Origin of the sequence: Pseudomonas sp. CF161 (assembly GCF_000416215.1) — a bacterium.
Taxonomy (GTDB): Bacteria; Pseudomonadota; Gammaproteobacteria; order Pseudomonadales; family Pseudomonadaceae; genus Aquipseudomonas.
Genome location: NZ_ATLP01000038.1, coordinates 12553 through 28531 on the forward strand (window position 1 = coordinate 12553; position 15979 = coordinate 28531).

Sequence of the window (15979 nt, forward strand, 5' to 3'; positions counted from 1 at the left end):
CAAGCGGACAACAATCGCCGCGTTGTCCCTGCAATGCCTTGGGCCAATACGTTAAACTCGCGCCACTGCTGTCTGGAGCTACTTATGCGCGAAGAGTTGAACCAAGGCCTGATCGATTTCCTCAAGGCCTCCCCTACCCCTTTCCATGCCACCGCCAGCCTTGTCCAGCGCCTGGAAGCGGCAGGTTTTCAACGTCTCGACGAGCGCGAGCCGTGGACCACCGAAGCCAACGGTCGCTACTACGTCACTCGCAATGACTCCTCGATTGTCGCGTTCAAGCTGGGCCGGCATTCGCCGCTGCAAGACGGGATCCGCCTGGTCGGCGCCCATACCGACAGCCCGTGCCTGCGGGTCAAGCCGCAGCCGGAGTTGCAGCGCCAGGGTTTCTGGCAGCTGGGTGTCGAAGTCTATGGCGGCGCGCTGCTGGCGCCGTGGTTCGACCGCGACCTGTCGCTGGCCGGGCGCGTCACCTTCCGTCGTGATGGCAAGGTTGAAAGCCAACTGATCGACTTCAAGGCGCCGATCGCGATCATTCCCAACCTGGCCATCCACCTCAACCGTGAGGCCAACCAGGGCTGGGCGATCAATGCCCAAACCGAATTGCCGCCGATCCTGGCTCAATTTGCCGGCGACGAGCGCGTTGATTTCCGTGCCGTACTCACCGATCAACTGGCCCGCGAGCATGGTTTGAACGCCGACGTGGTCCTGGACTACGAGCTGAGCTTCTACGACACCCAGAGCGCGGCGATCATCGGCCTGCATGGCGACTTTATCGCCGGTGCGCGCCTGGACAACCTGTTGTCCTGCTATGCCGGCCTGCAAGCCCTGCTTACCGCCGAGACCGATGAAACCTGCGTACTGGTGTGCAACGACCACGAAGAAGTCGGTTCCTGCTCGGCCTGCGGTGCCGATGGACCGATGCTGGAGCAGACCCTGCGCCGGCTGCTGCCGGAAGGTGATGAGTTCGTACGCACCATTCAGAAGTCGCTGCTGATCTCTGCAGACAATGCCCACGGCGTGCACCCCAACTATGCCGACAAGCACGATGCCAACCATGGCCCGAAACTCAACGCCGGCCCGGTAATCAAGGTCAACAGCAACCAGCGCTACGCCACCAACAGCGAAACCGCCGGCTTCTTCCGCCACCTGTGCATGGCCGAAGAAGTTCCGGTGCAGAGTTTTGTGGTGCGCAGCGACATGGGATGTGGTTCGACCATCGGCCCGATTACCGCCAGCCACCTGGGCGTGCGTACCGTGGATATCGGCTTGCCGACGTTCGCCATGCACTCGATTCGTGAACTGTGCGGCAGCCACGACCTGGCGCATCTGGTAAAAGTGCTGAGCGCGTTTTACGCCAGCCGCGAGTTGCCATAGTGCTGTAGCCGCTGCTGCGCTGGCTGGAGCGTCAGATGCGTTGATGTTGATGTATATGGCCAGCGCAGCCTGCGGCAGCGGCTACAGGTTAGTTTCTGATACACATCAATCCGGGTCGCAGTAAAGCGACCTAGACTTATTAGTACCCTCTCTGACAAGGCAGTCGCCATGATCTCGATGTCGTCGTTTCACTCCATGCTCATTCCGATCCTCACCGGGATGATCCTGCTGGCCATCGGCTTCAACTTCCGCGACAAAAACGCCGGAGTGTTCACTATGTGGGTGGGCATGCTGCTGATTCTCGGCACGGTGGTCTACAAGATCCTCGCCAAACTCGCCGAATAAATCAGCCCGCCAAGCTCGCATTGGCCAGGACTGCCTCGTACACTCGGCCGATCCGCTATTGTCCGAGGTTGCCCGCCCAGTGTTCGCTCGCCTGTTCCGCCTGCCCTACTGCCTGCTTGTCTGCCTGCTGACCCTGCTGCCGCTGACAGCGGCCCAGGCGGTCGGCCTGCCGGGGCTGCTCAATAACTCGAGCAAGACCCAGCCCCAGGCCGACCAGCCACTGGGGCAATCCCTGGATGAGGTGATCAAGTCACTGGAAAACGACCAGCAACGGGCAAAGCTGCTGGCCGATCTGAAAAAGCTGCGCGACACCACGAAAAAAGCCCAGCCGATCAGCGAGGAAGGCGTGCTCGGCCTGATAGGCGGCACCCTGGCGAGCCTGGAAAAACAGTTCTCCGGTGCCGACAGCCCGATCAACCGTTGGACCGTAGAGTTCGACCAGGCCAAGGACGAACTCTCGGCGCTGATGCTGCCCGCCAGCGAATGGCTGCCGATCATCTTTGCCTTTGCCATGATCCTGATGCTCTGGAGCCTGCTGGCCGCCGCGCTGATCTGGATCAGCCACCGGGTCCGGCTGCGCTTCGGCCTGACCGAAGAACTGCCGCAACACCCCAAGACCTGGGACATGCTGCGCTTTGCCCTGCGCAAGCTCGGTCCCTGGCTGATCGCACTGTTGATCACGGTGTACATGAGCTACGCCCTGCCTTCCTCCCTGGGCAAGGACCTGGCCATGGTCCTGGCGTATGCGCTGGTGGTCGGCACCTTCTTTTCGGCGATCTGTGTGGTGGCGTTTTCCGTGCTTGACGGCCCCCATCGCCACCGCGCGCTCTACATTCTGCGCCGTCAGGCATTCCGCCCGCTGTGGCTGATCGGCAGTTTTGCCGCCTTTGGCGAAGCCCTCAGCGACCCGCGCCTGGTGGCCAGCCTGGGCAGCCACCTGGCGCACACCGCCGCCACGCTCGCCAATGTCATGGCGGCGCTTTCCACAGCGGTGTTCATCCTGCGCTTCCGCCGCCCGATCGCCCACCTGATCCGTAACCAGCCACTGTCGCGGCGCCTGACCCGCCGTGCGCTGAGCGACACCATCGAGATCATCGGCACATTCTGGTACTTGCCAGCGCTGCTGCTGGTGGGCATCTCGCTGTTCGCCACCTTCGTTTCCGCCGGCGACACCAGCACCGCCCTGCGTCAGTCGCTGATCTGCACCGTGCTGCTGGTGCTGTGCATGGTGATCAACGGCCTGGTGCGACGCCATTCGCTCAAGCCCCTGCGCGGGCACAAGCGCCATGCGCTGTATTCCGAACGCCTGAAAAGCTTCTGCTACACCCTCGCCCACCTGCTGGTCTGGCTGGCGTTCATCGAGCTGGGGTTACGGGTCTGGGGCATGTCACTGATCCGCTTCACCGAAGGCGAGGGCCACGAAGTCAGCGTCAAACTGTTCAGCCTCGCCGGCACGCTGATTTTCGCCTGGCTGATCTGGATCCTTAGCGACACCGCCGTGCACCACGCCCTGACTCGCTCGCGTAAAGGCCTGGCCAATGCCCGCGCGCAGACCATGATGCCGCTGATCCGTAACGTGCTGTTCGTGGCCATCTTCATCATTGCCACCATCGTCGCCCTGGCCAACATGGGCATGAACGTCACGCCGCTGCTGGCCGGTGCCGGTGTGATCGGCCTGGCGATCGGTTTCGGTGCGCAGTCCCTGGTGGCCGACCTGATCACCGGCCTGTTCATCATCATCGAAGACTCCCTGGCCATCGATGACTACGTCGACGTCGGCGGCCACCTCGGCACCGTCGAGGGCCTGACCATTCGTACCGTGCGCCTGCGCGACATCGACGGCATCGTGCACACCATCCCCTTCAGTGAAATCAAGAGCATCAAGAACTACTCCCGGGAGTTCGGCTATGCGATTTTCCGCGTGGCCATCCCCTACAACATGGAGATCGACGACGCCATCAAGCTGATGCGCGATGTCGGCCAGAAGATGCGTTCCGACCCGCTGCAACGGCGCAATATCTGGTCGCCCCTTGAGATTCAGGGTGTAGAGAGCTTTGAATCCGGCAGCGCGGTGCTGCGCGCACGCTTCAAGACCGCGCCGATCAAGCAATGGGAAGTGTCACGGGCCTTCAACCTGTCGCTCAAGCGCCACCTCGACGCCGCAGGCCTGGACCTGGCGACCCCGCGCATGAGCATCCAGGTGATCACCGGCGCCGGTGGTGCAGAAAAAGACTAAGCCCCTCCCCTCCTGAACGCCGGTCACTTGGCCAGTGGCCGGTATCAGGCCACGTCGACCCCGACATGGATCGCATCGTGGCGCCAGAACTCCAGATCGCAATCGATCAGCCGCTCGTGCTGGTCGTAGTTGACCCGGGCAATACGCAACCCGGGGCTGCCCACCGACACCCGCAAGGCCGCCGCCGCCTCCACCTGCAACGAGGTTGGCACGATCTCGAAACGCACCCGCCCGTAATGCAGGTCGTAGTGCCGGGCGTAGAGTTCGGTGATCGACTGGTTCAGGTCAAGATCGAGAATCTTCGGAAAGTACTGCGGGTTCAGGTAGTGCTCGACATACAGCACCAGCCGCTCATCGATGCGTCGCGCCCGGCAGATCTGGATCACGCTGGATAACGCCGGCAGTTGCAGCCAGGCACAGACCGCCGCCGACGCCGGCTGCAAGCGTGCGGAAATCACCTCGGTGGAAGGCACCCGCCCCTGGGCACTGACCATGGCGTGGAAGTGGCTGCGCTGCATCAGGTTGTAGGCCAGCCGCGGCGGCGAGACAAACCAGCCGCGGCGCTCCTCGCGATAAATCTGGCCCTGGGCCTCCAGCTGCAGCAACGCCTCACGCACCGTGATACGGGTGGTGCCGAACAACTCACTGAGTTTGCGCTCGGCCGGCAACTTGCTGCCCGCCGCCAGCAGGCCATGGTCGATCTGTTCCTGCAGGACCTGGCCAATGGCGGTTACCGCCTTTGTTGCATCGATGCGCATCAACGTTACCTATCTGGACTAGACCAGCACTGTTACAGGGCAGCCAGCCTGGCAAACAAGGCCTCTGCAAGTCGCCCAAAGCCTAGGCAATACATATGACTGACAGATGACAAAGCCGCCGAACGGCTGCTGCAGACACCTGCAATTACTTCGCCAAGTCCTTTCATTTCAGCTGTTTAGCCATGGTCTACGCTTATCTCGCGGCGCCCAACCTGCGGCCATCAAAAACCTTGCAGGACTGATGCCGACATCAAAGTGTCATCCAGCGCGCCTAAATTGGCTCAGGTATTGCTGACCTAGACCAACCCAACCGCAAACGTCGATAAAAAACGCAGCGTTGAACACGCCCAAAGGAGCTTCGGATGAAACAGCTTTTCCTGGCATCACTGTTAGGCTCGACCATTGCCATGTGCACCGCAGCCATGGCGGCTGATACCGATTTGAAAACCCTGGAAGCCGCTGCAAAAGCGGAAGGTGCGGTCAACAGCGTCGGCATGCCCGATGACTGGGCCAACTGGAAAGGCACCTGGGACGACCTGGCCAAACTCTATGGCCTCAAACACATCGATACCGACATGAGCTCGGCCCAGGAAATCGCCAAGTTCGCGGCCGAAAAAGACAATGCCAGCGCCGACATCGGCGACGTCGGTGCCGCCTTCGGCCCGATCTCGGTCAAGCAGGGCGTGGTTCAGCCCTACAAGCCAAGCACCTGGGCCCAGGTCCCGGATTGGGCCAAGGACAAGGACGGCAACTGGGCCCTGGCCTATACCGGCACCATTGCCTTCATCATCAACAAGAAGTTGCTGCACGGCTCCGAAGCGCCGAAAAGCTGGGCCGACCTGGAGAAAGGCAAATACAAGGTTTCCATCGGTGACGTCAGCACCGCCGCCCAGGCCGCCAACGGCGTTCTGGCCGCGGCCATCGCCAAGGGCGGCGATGAAAAGAACATCCAGCCGGCGCTGCTGATGTTCGCCGAAATCGCCAAGCAGGGACGCCTGTCTCTGGCCAACCCGACCATCGCCACCATGGAAAAGGGTGAGGTCGAAGTCGGCGTGGTCTGGGACTTCAACGGCTTGAGCTATCGCAACAAGATGGTCAACAAGGACGACTACATCGTGCTGATCCCGTCGGACGGCTCGGTGATCTCCGGCTACACCACCATCATCAACAAATACGCCAAGCACCCGAACGCCGCCAAACTGGCTCGCGAATACATCTTCAGCGACGCCGGCCAGACCAACCTGGCACGGGGCAACGCCCGGCCGATCCGTGCCGAACACCTGACCCTGCCAGCCGAGGTCCAGGCCAACCTGCTGCCGAACGAGCAGTACAAACACGTTACGCCGATCAAGGACGCGGATGCCTGGGAGAAGACCTCCAAAGGCTTGCCGCAGAAGTGGCAGGAAGAAGTGATCATCAACATGCAGTAAGGCTGTAATCCCCAGGGGCCGGGTTGCCGGCTCCTGGCGGTTCAACGCTGTATCTGATCCGGAGTCCTGCAACCCATGAAGCACAACGTCATCCTGGTGGTGCTCGACGGCCTGAATTACCAGGTCGCCCGAGATGCCATGGGCCACCTTCAGGCTTACTGCGGTGCGGGGCGCGCAGCGCTGTACCAGCTCGAATGCGAACTGCCCGCCCTGTCCCGGCCGCTCTATGAATGCATCCTCAGCGGGGTGCCGCCGATCGACAGCGGCATCGTGCACAACAATGTCTCGCGGCTATCGACCCAACGCAGCATCTTCCATTACGCCCGGGATGCCGGGCTCAGTACCGCGGCGGCGGCCTATCACTGGGTCAGCGAGCTGTATAACCGGACGCCCTTTGTCGCGGCCCGGGATCGGCATACCGACAACCCGGAACTGCCGATCCAGCACGGACACTTCTACTGGAATGATCACTACCCGGATTCGCACCTGTTCGCCGACGCCGAGCACCTGCGCTTGCGCCACGCGCCGAACTTCCTGCTGGTGCACCCGATGAACATCGACGATGCCGGACACAAGCACGGCCTCGACACCGCGCAGTACCGCAACAGCGCACGTTCGGCCGACATCATCCTGGCCGACTACCTGCAAGGCTGGCTCGACGCCGGTTACCAGGTGCTGGTGACCGCCGACCACGGCATGAACAACGACCGCTCGCACAATGGCCTGTTGCCCGAAGAGCGCGAAGTGCCGCTGTTCGTGATCGGTGATGCGTTCAGTTTCAACCCTGACGCCGCGCCCACCCAGACCCAATTGTGCGGCACGGTCTGCGAGCTGCTCGGCGTCCCCCACGACAAACCTGCATGCCGGGAGCTGTTGAAGTGAATTCAGTCACCCGTGGTAAATGGCTGGCAATTCTGTGCCTGGTGCCTTTCGCCCTGTTCTTCATCGTGTTCCAGATCGCGCCACTGACCTGGGTCATGATCAACAGCCTGCGCTCGGAAGAGTTCGGCTGGGGCCTGGCCAACTTCAGCAAGATCTTCAGCTCCAGGTTCTACCTGCAATCGATCCAGTACAGCCTGGAGCTGGCGTTCTGGTCCAGCACCTTCGGCATCGTCATCGCGGTGCTCGGCAGTTACTCGCTACGGCGCGTGGATTCCAGGTTGCGCAACTTCGTGAACGCCTTCGCCAACATGACCAGCAACTTTTCCGGGGTGCCCCTGGCCTTCGCGTTCATCATCCTGCTGGGCTTTAACGGCACCATCACCCTGATGCTCAAGCAGTCGGGGATCATTCAAGACTTCAACCTGTACTCCAAGACCGGGTTGATCATTCTCTACACCTACTTCCAGATTCCCCTCGGCGTGCTGCTGCTGTATCCGGCGTTCGATGCCCTGCGCGAAGACTGGCGCGAGTCCGCGTCCCTGCTGGGGGCCAATGGCTGGCAGTTCTGGCGCCATATCGGCCTGCCCGTGCTGACCCCGGCCCTGCTCGGCACGTTCGTCATCCTCCTGGCCAATGCCCTGGGCGCCTACGCCACGGTATTTGCCCTGACCACCGGTAACTTCAACGTACTGCCGATCCGCATCGCGGCCATGGTGTCCGGGGATATTTCCCTGGACCCGAACATGGCCAGCGCCCTGGCCGTGGTGCTGGTGGTGCTGATGACCCTGGTGACCATCGTCCATCAGTTGCTGCTGAAGAGGAGCTACCATGTCTCGCGCTGAACAAGGCGGTGCCCACCTCTACCACCGGATAGTGGTCTACCTGCTGTTTGCGATCCTGTTGCTGCCCCTGGCCGGAACCCTGATCTACTCCCTTGCCAGCAGTTGGTCGGCGACCATCCTGCCCAGCGGTTTCACCTTCAAGTGGTTCGTGCAGCTGTGGAGCGACCCGCGTTTCCTGAACGCATTCGGCCAATCACTGCTGGTCTGCGTCGGCGCCTTGATCCTGTCGGTGGTGCTGATCCTGCCGTTGCTGTTTGTCGTGCATTACCACTTCCCCAAGCTCGACGCCCTGATGAATATCCTGATCCTGCTGCCCTTCGCCGTGCCGCCGGTAGTGTCGTCGGTGGGCCTGTTGCAGCTGTACGGTTCAGGCCCCTTCGCCATGGTCGGCACACCGTGGATCCTGATCGGCTGCTACTTCACCGTCGCCTTGCCGTTCATGTACCGGGCGATCACCAATAACCTGCAGGCGATCAACCTGCGCGACCTGATGGATGCGGCCCAATTGCTGGGCGCCAGTACCTGGCAGGCGGCGATCCTGGTGGTGCTGCCGAACCTGCGCAAAGGCCTGATGGTGGCGTTGTTGCTGTCGTTCTCGTTCCTGTTCGGCGAGTTTGTGTTCGCCAACATCCTGGTCGGCACCCGCTATGAAACCCTGCAGGTCTACCTCAACAACATGCGCAACAGCAGCGGCCACTTCACCAGTGCGCTGGTGATCTCGTACTTCCTCTTTGTCCTGGTCCTGACCTGGGCCGCCAACACCTTGAACAAGGACAAAAGCCAATGAGCTATGTCAGCGTCCAGCATCTGCAAAAAAGCTACGGGCAAAAAGGCGCCGCCGCCACGCCGGTATTCAGCGACATCAATTGCGAAATCGCCAAGGGCGAGTTCGTCACCCTGCTCGGCCCCTCCGGCTGCGGCAAATCCACCCTGCTGCGCTGCATCGCCGGGTTGACCCCGGTGGACGCTGGCAAAATCCTTCTGGAAGGCCAGGACATCGTGCCGCTGAGCCCGCAGAAACGCGGAATCGGCATGGTGTTCCAGAGCTACGCGCTGTTCCCCAACATGACCGTGGAGCAGAACGTCGCCTTCGGCCTGCGGATGCAGAAGGTCAACGCCGACGACAGCCACAAGCGCGTGCTCGAGGCCCTGCAATTGGTCGAACTCAATGAGTTTGCCGGGCGCTACCCGCATCAGTTGTCCGGCGGCCAATGCCAGCGCGTGGCCCTGGCCCGCTCCCTGGTGACCCGCCCGCGCCTGCTGCTGCTCGATGAGCCGCTGTCGGCCCTGGATGCGCGGATCCGCAAGCACCTGCGCGAGCAGATCCGGCAGATCCAGCGCGAGCTGGGCCTGACCACGATTTTCGTGACCCATGACCAGGAAGAAGCCCTGACCATGTCCGACCGGATCTTCCTGATGAACCAGGGGCGGATCGTCCAGAGCGGCGACGCCGAGACCCTCTACACCGCACCGGTGGATGCATTCGCTGCCGGGTTTATCGGCAACTACAACCTGCTGGACGCCGCGAGCGCGAGCCGCTTGCTGCAACGCACGATCAGCGGACGCATCGCGATTCGCCCGGAAGCCATCGAACTCAGTCGCAGCGGCGAGCCTGACGCCCTGGTGCGCAGCCACAGCCTGCTGGGCAATGTGATTCGCTATCGAGTGGAGGCCCGGGGCGTGGAATTGGTGGTCGATGTGCTCAACCGTTCGGCGGCCGACCTGCATGCCGACGGCCAGCGCCTGGCACTTTCCATCGATCCCTCGGCCCTGTGTGAGGTAGCCTGATGCCTTTGACAGCAACGCTTCTGAAGAGAGACCTGCACTGATGGCCCTGGCAATTTTTGATCTCGACGAAACCCTGATTCACGGCGACTGCGCCACCCTCTGGAGCGAGCAGATGGGGCGCCTGGGCTGGGTCGACAGCGAGTCGTTCATGCGCCGCAACCACGAGCTGATGGACGCCTACAGCCACGGCAAACTGGCGATGGAAGAGTTCATGAGCTTCAGCCTGGAACCCATGGCCGGGCGCACCCCGGAAGAAGTCGCTCACCTGGTGGGGCCCTGGGTCGAAGACGTGATCGAACCGATCATCTACAGCGACGCCTGCAAGGCCATCGCTGCCCATCGCCAGGCCGGCGACCGGATCCTGGTGATCTCGGCCTCGGGCACCCATCTGGTGAAGCCGATTGCCGAGCGCCTAGGTATCGATGAAGTGCTGGGGATCGAGCTGGAGGTCACCCACGGGGTCTACAGCGGTAATACCGTCGGCACACTGACCTACCGCGAGGGCAAGATCACCCGGCTCCTGCAATGGCTGGATGAAGAAGAGGAAAACCTCGAGGGCGCAAGCTTCTATTCCGACTCGCGCAACGATCTTCCGTTGCTGCTCAAGGTCGACCACCCCCACGCGGTCAACCCCGACCCGGTGCTGCGCGAACATGCCGAAAAGGCTGGGTGGCCGATTCATCACTGGAAGTAGCCCACTGATAATGCCGCGGCTACCCCTCCGTAGCCGCTGCCGAAGGCTGCGCTGTCCCTCGACAACGCCGCATTGCAATGGATATTTCCCACCGCCAGCACAGCCTCACCGCAGCGGCTACGAGTGATGGTCAAACCAAGGTGGGATCAATCACCAGCACCAGCTTGCCCGAGACCTGATTGGTCGCCAGTTCGGCAAATGCCGCTTCGGCATCCTTGATCGGGTAGGCCCTGGCCAGTTGCGGGCTCAGGCGCCCTTCGGCGAACAGCGGCCAGACGTGTTGGCTCAGGTCGCTGAACAGGTCTGCCTTGAATTGCTCGTCGCGGCTGCGCAAGGTCGAACCGAGCAACTGCACACGCTTGGCCAGCACCTGGGCCAGGTCCAACTTCGCCTCACGCCCCCCCATCAAGCCAATCAGTGCCCAACGCCCGTCACGGGCCAGCAGCTTGAGGTTGAGCGCAGCATAGTTGGCACCGACCGGGTCGAGAATCACATCGAACGGGGCGAAGTCATTCAGGCCTTCAAGGCCATCGGTGCGCACCACGCCCCCCTGCGCGCCCAGGGACTCACAGTACGCCAGGCGCTCGACCGAACCGACGCTGACCCAACAGGGATTGCCAAAGGCCTTGCACAGTTGGATCGCCGCCGAACCGACGCCACTGGCACCGGCGTGCAGCAGCACCTTTTCCCCAGGCTTGAGCGCCGCCAGCTGGAACAGATTCAACCACGCCGTGCTGTACACCTCCGGCAGGGCCGCGGCCTCGACCAGAGACAAGCCTTCCGGCACCGGCAATACATGACGGGCATCGACCACCACTTCCTCGGCCATGCCGCCGCCGGCCAACAGTGCACACACCCGGTCGCCGATCTGCCACGACGTCCCCGGCCCGACTTCACTGATCACTCCGGAGCATTCCAGCCCCAGCACCTGGCTCGCACCGGGCGGCGGCGGATAGAGCCCGGCCTTCTGCAGCAAATCGGCTCGATTCAGGCCGGCAGCGGCCACCCGAATGCGAACTTGACCTACATCACACGCAGGGCTCGGCTCTTCAACCCACTCCACTTGACCTTCAACGCCTTGCAATGCTTTCACAGTGCCTCCATAGTGAGTCCGGACTGAGCCCGATGCTGTAGCGCCGGGCTTTTTGCATTATGCGACCGGCCCTTATGGAACCGGCGACTTCAAAGACGGCCTAATATGCGTTATCAATTGCCCCCGCGTCGAATCAGCATGAAGCATTTGTTCCCCAGCACCGCCCTCGCTCTTTTCATTGGTATTGGCCTGTTGCCGATGTCGGCCAATACGTTCGCAGCCAATAGCTGGGACAAACTTCAGCCTGATCGCGAAGAGGTGATTGCCAGCCTTAGCGTCGTCGAGCTGCTCAAGCGCCACCATTACAGCAAGCCTCCGCTGGATGATGCGCGTTCGGTGATTATCTACGACAGCTATATCAAGCTGTTGGACCCTTCGCGCAGCTACTTCCTGGCCAGCGATATCGCCGAATTCGACAAATGGAAAACCCAGTTCGACGACTTCCTGAAAAGCGGCGACCTCAACGCCGGGTTCACCATCTACAAGCGCTACCTGGACCGGGTCAAAACCCGTCTCGACTTCGCCTTGGCAGAGCTGGACAAGGGCGTCGACAAATTCGATTTCACCACCAAGGAAACCTTGCTGATCGATCGCAAGGACGCTCCCTGGCTCAAGACCACCGCAGAACTCGACGACCTGTGGCGCAAACGCGTCAAGGATGAAGTCCTGCGCCTGAAGATCGCGGGCAAAGAGCCCAAGGCCATCCAGGAACTGCTGACCAAGCGCTACAAGAACCAGTTGGCGCGCCTGGACCAGACTCGTGCCGAAGATATCTTCCAGGCTTACATCAACACCTTCGCCATGTCCTACGATCCGCACACCAACTATCTGTCGCCAGATAACGCGGAAAACTTCGACATCAACATGAGCCTGTCGCTGGAAGGCATCGGCGCCGTGTTGCAGAGCGACAACGACCAGGTCAAGGTCGTACGCCTGGTGCCGGCTGGCCCGGCAGACAAGACCAAACAAGTGGCACCGGCAGACAAGATCATCGGTGTCGCCCAGGGCGACAAGGAAATGGTCGACGTGGTCGGCTGGCGCCTGGACGAAGTGGTCAAGCTGATCCGTGGCCCGAAAGGCACCCTGGTGCGCCTGGAAGTGATCCCGGCCAGCAATGCGCCGAACGATCAGACCAGCAAGATCGTGCCGATCACCCGCGAAGCGGTGAAGCTCGAAGATCAGGCGGTGAAGAAGTCGGTCCTCAACCTGAAACAGGACGGCAAGGACTACAAGCTCGGGGTGATCGAGATCCCGGCCTTCTACCTGGACTTCAAAGCCTTCCGTGCCGGCGATCCGGACTACAAGAGCACCACTCGCGATGTGAAGAAACTGCTGACCGAGTTGCAGAAGGAAAAAGTCGACGGCGTGGTCATCGACCTGCGTAACAACGGTGGCGGCTCGCTGCAGGAAGCCACCGAGCTGACCAGCCTGTTTATCGACAAAGGCCCGACCGTACTCGTGCGCAACGCTGATGGTCGCGTGGATGTGCTGGAAGATGAAAACCCGGGCGCCTTCTACAAAGGCCCGATGGCGCTGCTGGTCAACCGCCTCTCGGCGTCGGCCTCGGAGATTTTCGCCGGTGCGATGCAGGACTACCACCGCGCGTTGATCGTCGGCGGCCAGACCTTCGGCAAAGGCACGGTGCAAACCATTCAGCCGCTCAACCATGGCGAGCTGAAGCTGACCCTGGCCAAGTTCTACCGGGTTTCCGGGCAGAGCACCCAGCATCAGGGCGTACTGCCGGACGTCAACTTCCCGTCGATTATCGACACCAAGGAAATCGGCGAGAGCGCCCTGCCCGAAGCCATGCCGTGGGACACCATTCGTCCTTCGATCAAGCCTGCGGTAGACCCGTTCAAACCGTACCTGGCACAGCTCAAGTCGGAACATGAAGCACGTTCGGCCAAAGACGCGGAATTCGTCTTTATCCGCGACAAGCTGGCCCTGGCGCAGAAACTGATGGCCGAGAAGACCGTCAGCCTCAACGAAGTCGAACGCCGCGCCCAACATGCCGACATCGAAGCCAAGCAACTGGCCCTGGAAAACGCCCGCCGCAAGGCCAAGGGCGAGGACCCGCTGAAAGAGCTGAAGAAAGAGGACGAAGACGCACTGGCCGCCGCCGAACCGGACAAGACCAAACCGGAAGACGACGCCTACCTCAGCGAAACCGGGCGCATCCTGCTCGATTACCTGAAGCTCAACACCTCGGTCGCCAAGCACTGACAATGATGGCAATTTAATGCTGACGCTCCTCGGAGCGTCATCAAACAGTCATCATTCTGTCGTGAAATAAAGGACCGGGCGCTGCTCTTGAATCAAGGGCTCGCCCGGTCCTTTTTTTTTCGACAGAGATCGCCATGACCACGACCGAACAGCTGAGTGCCTTGAGTTCAATCCTGGCTCAAAGTGGTCTGCACAGCCTGTTCCAGCCCATCATCAGCTTCTCCGAACGTCGAATCTTGGGCTATGAAGCCTTGAGTCGCGGTCCCTCCAACAGCCCGCTGCACTCGCCGGTAGCGCTGTTCGCCGTGGCCCGCCAGGCCGGACGCCTCAGCGAACTGGAAATAGCCTGCCGTCACAGTGCCTGCAGGCGGTTCAGCGAGCAGCAACTGCCCGGCAAACTGTTCCTCAATGTCTCCCCCGAATCCCTGCTTGAAGCTGCCCACCAGCCTGGCCGTACTTTGCAACTGCTGGAGGACTTCGGTATCCCGCCGAGCCAGGTGGTCATCGAGCTGACCGAACAGACGCCAATCGATGATTTCGGCCTGCTGCAAAACGCCCTGCACCATTACCGCGACATGGGTTTCTCGATTGCCCTGGACGATTTGGGCGCCGGTTACTCAAGCCTGCGCCTGTGGTCGGAACTGCGCCCGGACTACGTGAAAATCGACCGCCACTTTATCGACGGCATTCATCAGGACGCGTTGAAGCGCGAATTCGTCGGCTCGATTCTGCAAATCGCCAGGGCCTCCCGGGCCCAGGTTATCGCCGAAGGCATCGAACTGGTGGAAGAGCTGACGGTGCTGACCGAGATGGGCGTCGATCTGATTCAGGGCTATCTGCTTTGCCGCCCGCAAGAGCAGCCCCCCCGAGACGCCCGCGTCATGCTGCCCAAGCATGAGAGCAGCACGGTGGCCTTGAGCGATGAAAGCCCCGACCTCAGCGCCCTGCTCAACGAGCAACCGGCAGTGGCGCGCAATACGCCGACCGCCACCGTACTCGAGGCCTTCCGCTCCCAGGCCAACCTGAATTCGCTGGCGGTGCTGGATGATCGCGGCCAGCCCTGTGGCATCGTGCACCGCCATTCGCTGTCCGATGCCCTGCTCAAGCCCTTCGCCACCGACCTGTTCGCGCGCAAACCCATCAGCCGGCTGATGAACGATGACTTCCTGGCCGTAGAGCTGAGTCAATCACTGCAGCAGGTCAGCCGGCTGATCACCAGCCGCGCACGACAACGCATCGAAGAAGACTTCATCATCACCCTCAACGGCGGTTACCTGGGCCTGGGGCGGGTAATCGATGTGCTGAAACTGATCACCGAGCTGAAAATTCAGCAGGCACGCTACGCCAACCCCCTGACCCTGCTGCCGGGTAATGTGCCGATCCAGCAATGCCTGACGCGCTTGCTGCAACAAGGGCGGGAGTCGGTGATCTGTTATGTGGATATCGACAGCTTCAAACCCTTCAACGACATCTACGGCTACGGCCGCGGCGATGAAGTGCTGCTGTGCCTGGCGCAATGCCTGAACGATCGTGTGGACCCCAGCCGCGACTTTGTCGGGCATATCGGCGGTGATGATTTTTTGCTGGTGCTGGGCCCCGAGGATTGGCGCAAGCGCTTGAGCCAGCTCCTGGATGATTTCCACAGCCAGTGCCGACGCTTCTACCGCGCCGAACACCTGGAAGCCGGGTGCTTTATCGCGCCCAACCGCCAGGGCGTGCGCCAGGAATTCGCCCTGCTGTCATTGTCGATCGGGGTGGTGCATCTGCATCCCGAGGCCTGTGGACAACTCGACTCCAGCCAGCTCGCCGAGCTGGCCTCACAGGCCAAGCACCACGCCAAGAATGTGTTGGGTTACAGCATCCATGTGATCGACAGCCTGGACCTGGCGGACACACTCAGCGCTGATGGAGTGCAGGATCCGGTGGATTCAGCTGCGCAAGCTTGAGTTCGGCCAACGGGTGCCCGGCCTTGGCCGCCATGCTCCACCAGCGCGCGGCTTCGGCCTGGTCAGGTGCCTTGCTGGCTGTGCCGGCGAGGCTGATTACCCCGACCTGATAAGCAGCCTTGCCGTCCCCGGCCAACGCCGCCAGACGCAACAGGCGCACCCCTTCCTCGCGAGCACCAAGCCCCTGGCCGCGAAAGGTCAGGATATGCCCGTAGAAGCTCTGGGCACCGACATCGCCGAGGTTGGCCATGCGCGCAAATTGCCCTTCCAGCCAGTGCCAACTGCGCGGTTGCCGCACCAGCCATGACCAATGAAACAACCGGCGCGCCAGCCAGTAGCCGAAACGCGCCTTGAGTCGCCAGAACATG

General features: G+C 61.6%; 14 protein-coding genes. 11 read left to right on the forward strand and 3 right to left on the reverse strand.

Annotated elements, in window-relative coordinates:
• Positions 1 to 84: 84 nt before the first annotated feature.
• From CF161_RS05330 to CF161_RS05335, 3 genes are all read left to right on the forward strand, one after another.
• Positions 85 to 1374 (forward strand): M18 family aminopeptidase, encoded by a 1290-nt coding sequence (locus CF161_RS05330; protein WP_020295541.1) that lies wholly within the window; start codon positions 85 to 87, stop codon positions 1372 to 1374.
• A 168-nt stretch (positions 1375 to 1542) separates the two neighbouring features.
• Positions 1543 to 1719, forward strand: a complete 177-nt coding sequence (locus CF161_RS33075; protein WP_020295542.1) for a hypothetical protein — start codon at positions 1543 to 1545, stop codon at positions 1717 to 1719.
• Positions 1720 to 1798: 79 nt separating this feature from the next.
• A complete protein-coding gene (locus tag CF161_RS05335) occupies positions 1799 to 3955 on the forward strand; it encodes a mechanosensitive ion channel family protein (RefSeq protein WP_020295543.1) in 2157 nt (718 codons plus the stop codon).
• A 44-nt stretch (positions 3956 to 3999) separates the two neighbouring features.
• Here the strand turns inward: CF161_RS05335 and CF161_RS05340 are convergent, their stop codons facing one another.
• Positions 4000 to 4713 (reverse strand): UTRA domain-containing protein, encoded by a 714-nt coding sequence (locus CF161_RS05340; RefSeq protein ID WP_020295544.1) that lies wholly within the window; start codon positions 4711 to 4713, stop codon positions 4000 to 4002.
• 362 nt (positions 4714 to 5075) lie between these two features.
• On the opposite strand from CF161_RS05340, the gene CF161_RS05345 reads away from it, so the two are divergent.
• The 6 genes from CF161_RS05345 to CF161_RS05370 all read left to right on the forward strand — a co-directional run bounded on the left by CF161_RS05345 (position 5076) and on the right by CF161_RS05370 (position 10349).
• Entirely contained in the window at positions 5076 to 6143 is a 1068-nt protein-coding gene (locus tag CF161_RS05345; RefSeq protein ID WP_020295545.1) for an ABC transporter substrate-binding protein, read from the forward strand.
• Positions 6144 to 6218: 75 nt separating this feature from the next.
• Positions 6219 to 7025 carry an alkaline phosphatase family protein gene (locus tag CF161_RS05350; RefSeq protein WP_020295546.1) on the forward strand — a complete coding sequence of 269 codons (807 nt, stop codon included), beginning with the start codon at positions 6219 to 6221 and terminating at the stop codon, positions 7023 to 7025.
• The gene (locus CF161_RS05355) at positions 7004 to 7867 is read left to right on the forward strand and encodes an ABC transporter permease subunit (protein ID WP_177326753.1); all 864 of its coding nucleotides are present in this window, start codon (positions 7004 to 7006) and stop codon (positions 7865 to 7867) included. The genes CF161_RS05350 and CF161_RS05355 overlap by 22 nt, the downstream gene beginning before the upstream one ends.
• Positions 7854 to 8654: an ABC transporter permease gene (locus CF161_RS05360; protein WP_020295548.1), complete on the forward strand. Its 801-nt coding sequence runs from the start codon at positions 7854 to 7856 to the stop codon at positions 8652 to 8654. The genes CF161_RS05355 and CF161_RS05360 overlap by 14 nt, the downstream gene beginning before the upstream one ends.
• Positions 8651 to 9655 carry an ABC transporter ATP-binding protein gene (locus tag CF161_RS05365; RefSeq protein ID WP_020295549.1) on the forward strand — a complete coding sequence of 335 codons (1005 nt, stop codon included), beginning with the start codon at positions 8651 to 8653 and terminating at the stop codon, positions 9653 to 9655. Before CF161_RS05360 ends, CF161_RS05365 begins: the two co-directional genes overlap by 4 nt.
• Positions 9656 to 9695: 40 nt before the next feature.
• A complete protein-coding gene (locus CF161_RS05370) occupies positions 9696 to 10349 on the forward strand; it encodes an HAD family phosphatase (protein ID WP_020295550.1) in 654 nt (217 codons plus the stop codon).
• 130 nt (positions 10350 to 10479) lie between these two features.
• Here the strand turns inward: CF161_RS05370 and CF161_RS05375 are convergent, their stop codons facing one another.
• A complete protein-coding gene (locus tag CF161_RS05375; RefSeq protein ID WP_020295551.1) occupies positions 10480 to 11442 on the reverse strand; it encodes a zinc-binding dehydrogenase in 963 nt (320 codons plus the stop codon).
• Positions 11443 to 11580: 138 nt separating this feature from the next.
• Here CF161_RS05375 and CF161_RS05380 point away from each other — a divergent pair, with 138 nt between their 5' ends.
• Positions 11581 to 13665, forward strand: coding sequence for a carboxy terminal-processing peptidase (locus CF161_RS05380; protein WP_177326754.1), 2085 nt, complete (start codon positions 11581 to 11583; stop codon positions 13663 to 13665).
• Positions 13666 to 13799: 134 nt separating this feature from the next.
• Positions 13800 to 15611 (forward strand): bifunctional diguanylate cyclase/phosphodiesterase, encoded by a 1812-nt coding sequence (locus CF161_RS05385; RefSeq protein ID WP_020295553.1) that lies wholly within the window; start codon positions 13800 to 13802, stop codon positions 15609 to 15611.
• Here CF161_RS05385 and CF161_RS05390 read toward each other — a convergent pair.
• Positions 15562 to 15978, reverse strand: coding sequence for a sel1 repeat family protein (locus CF161_RS05390; protein ID WP_020295554.1), 417 nt, complete (start codon positions 15976 to 15978; stop codon positions 15562 to 15564). The two genes, CF161_RS05385 and CF161_RS05390, sit on opposite strands and share 50 nt — an antisense overlap.
• Between the last annotated feature and the right edge of the window lies 1 nt (position 15979).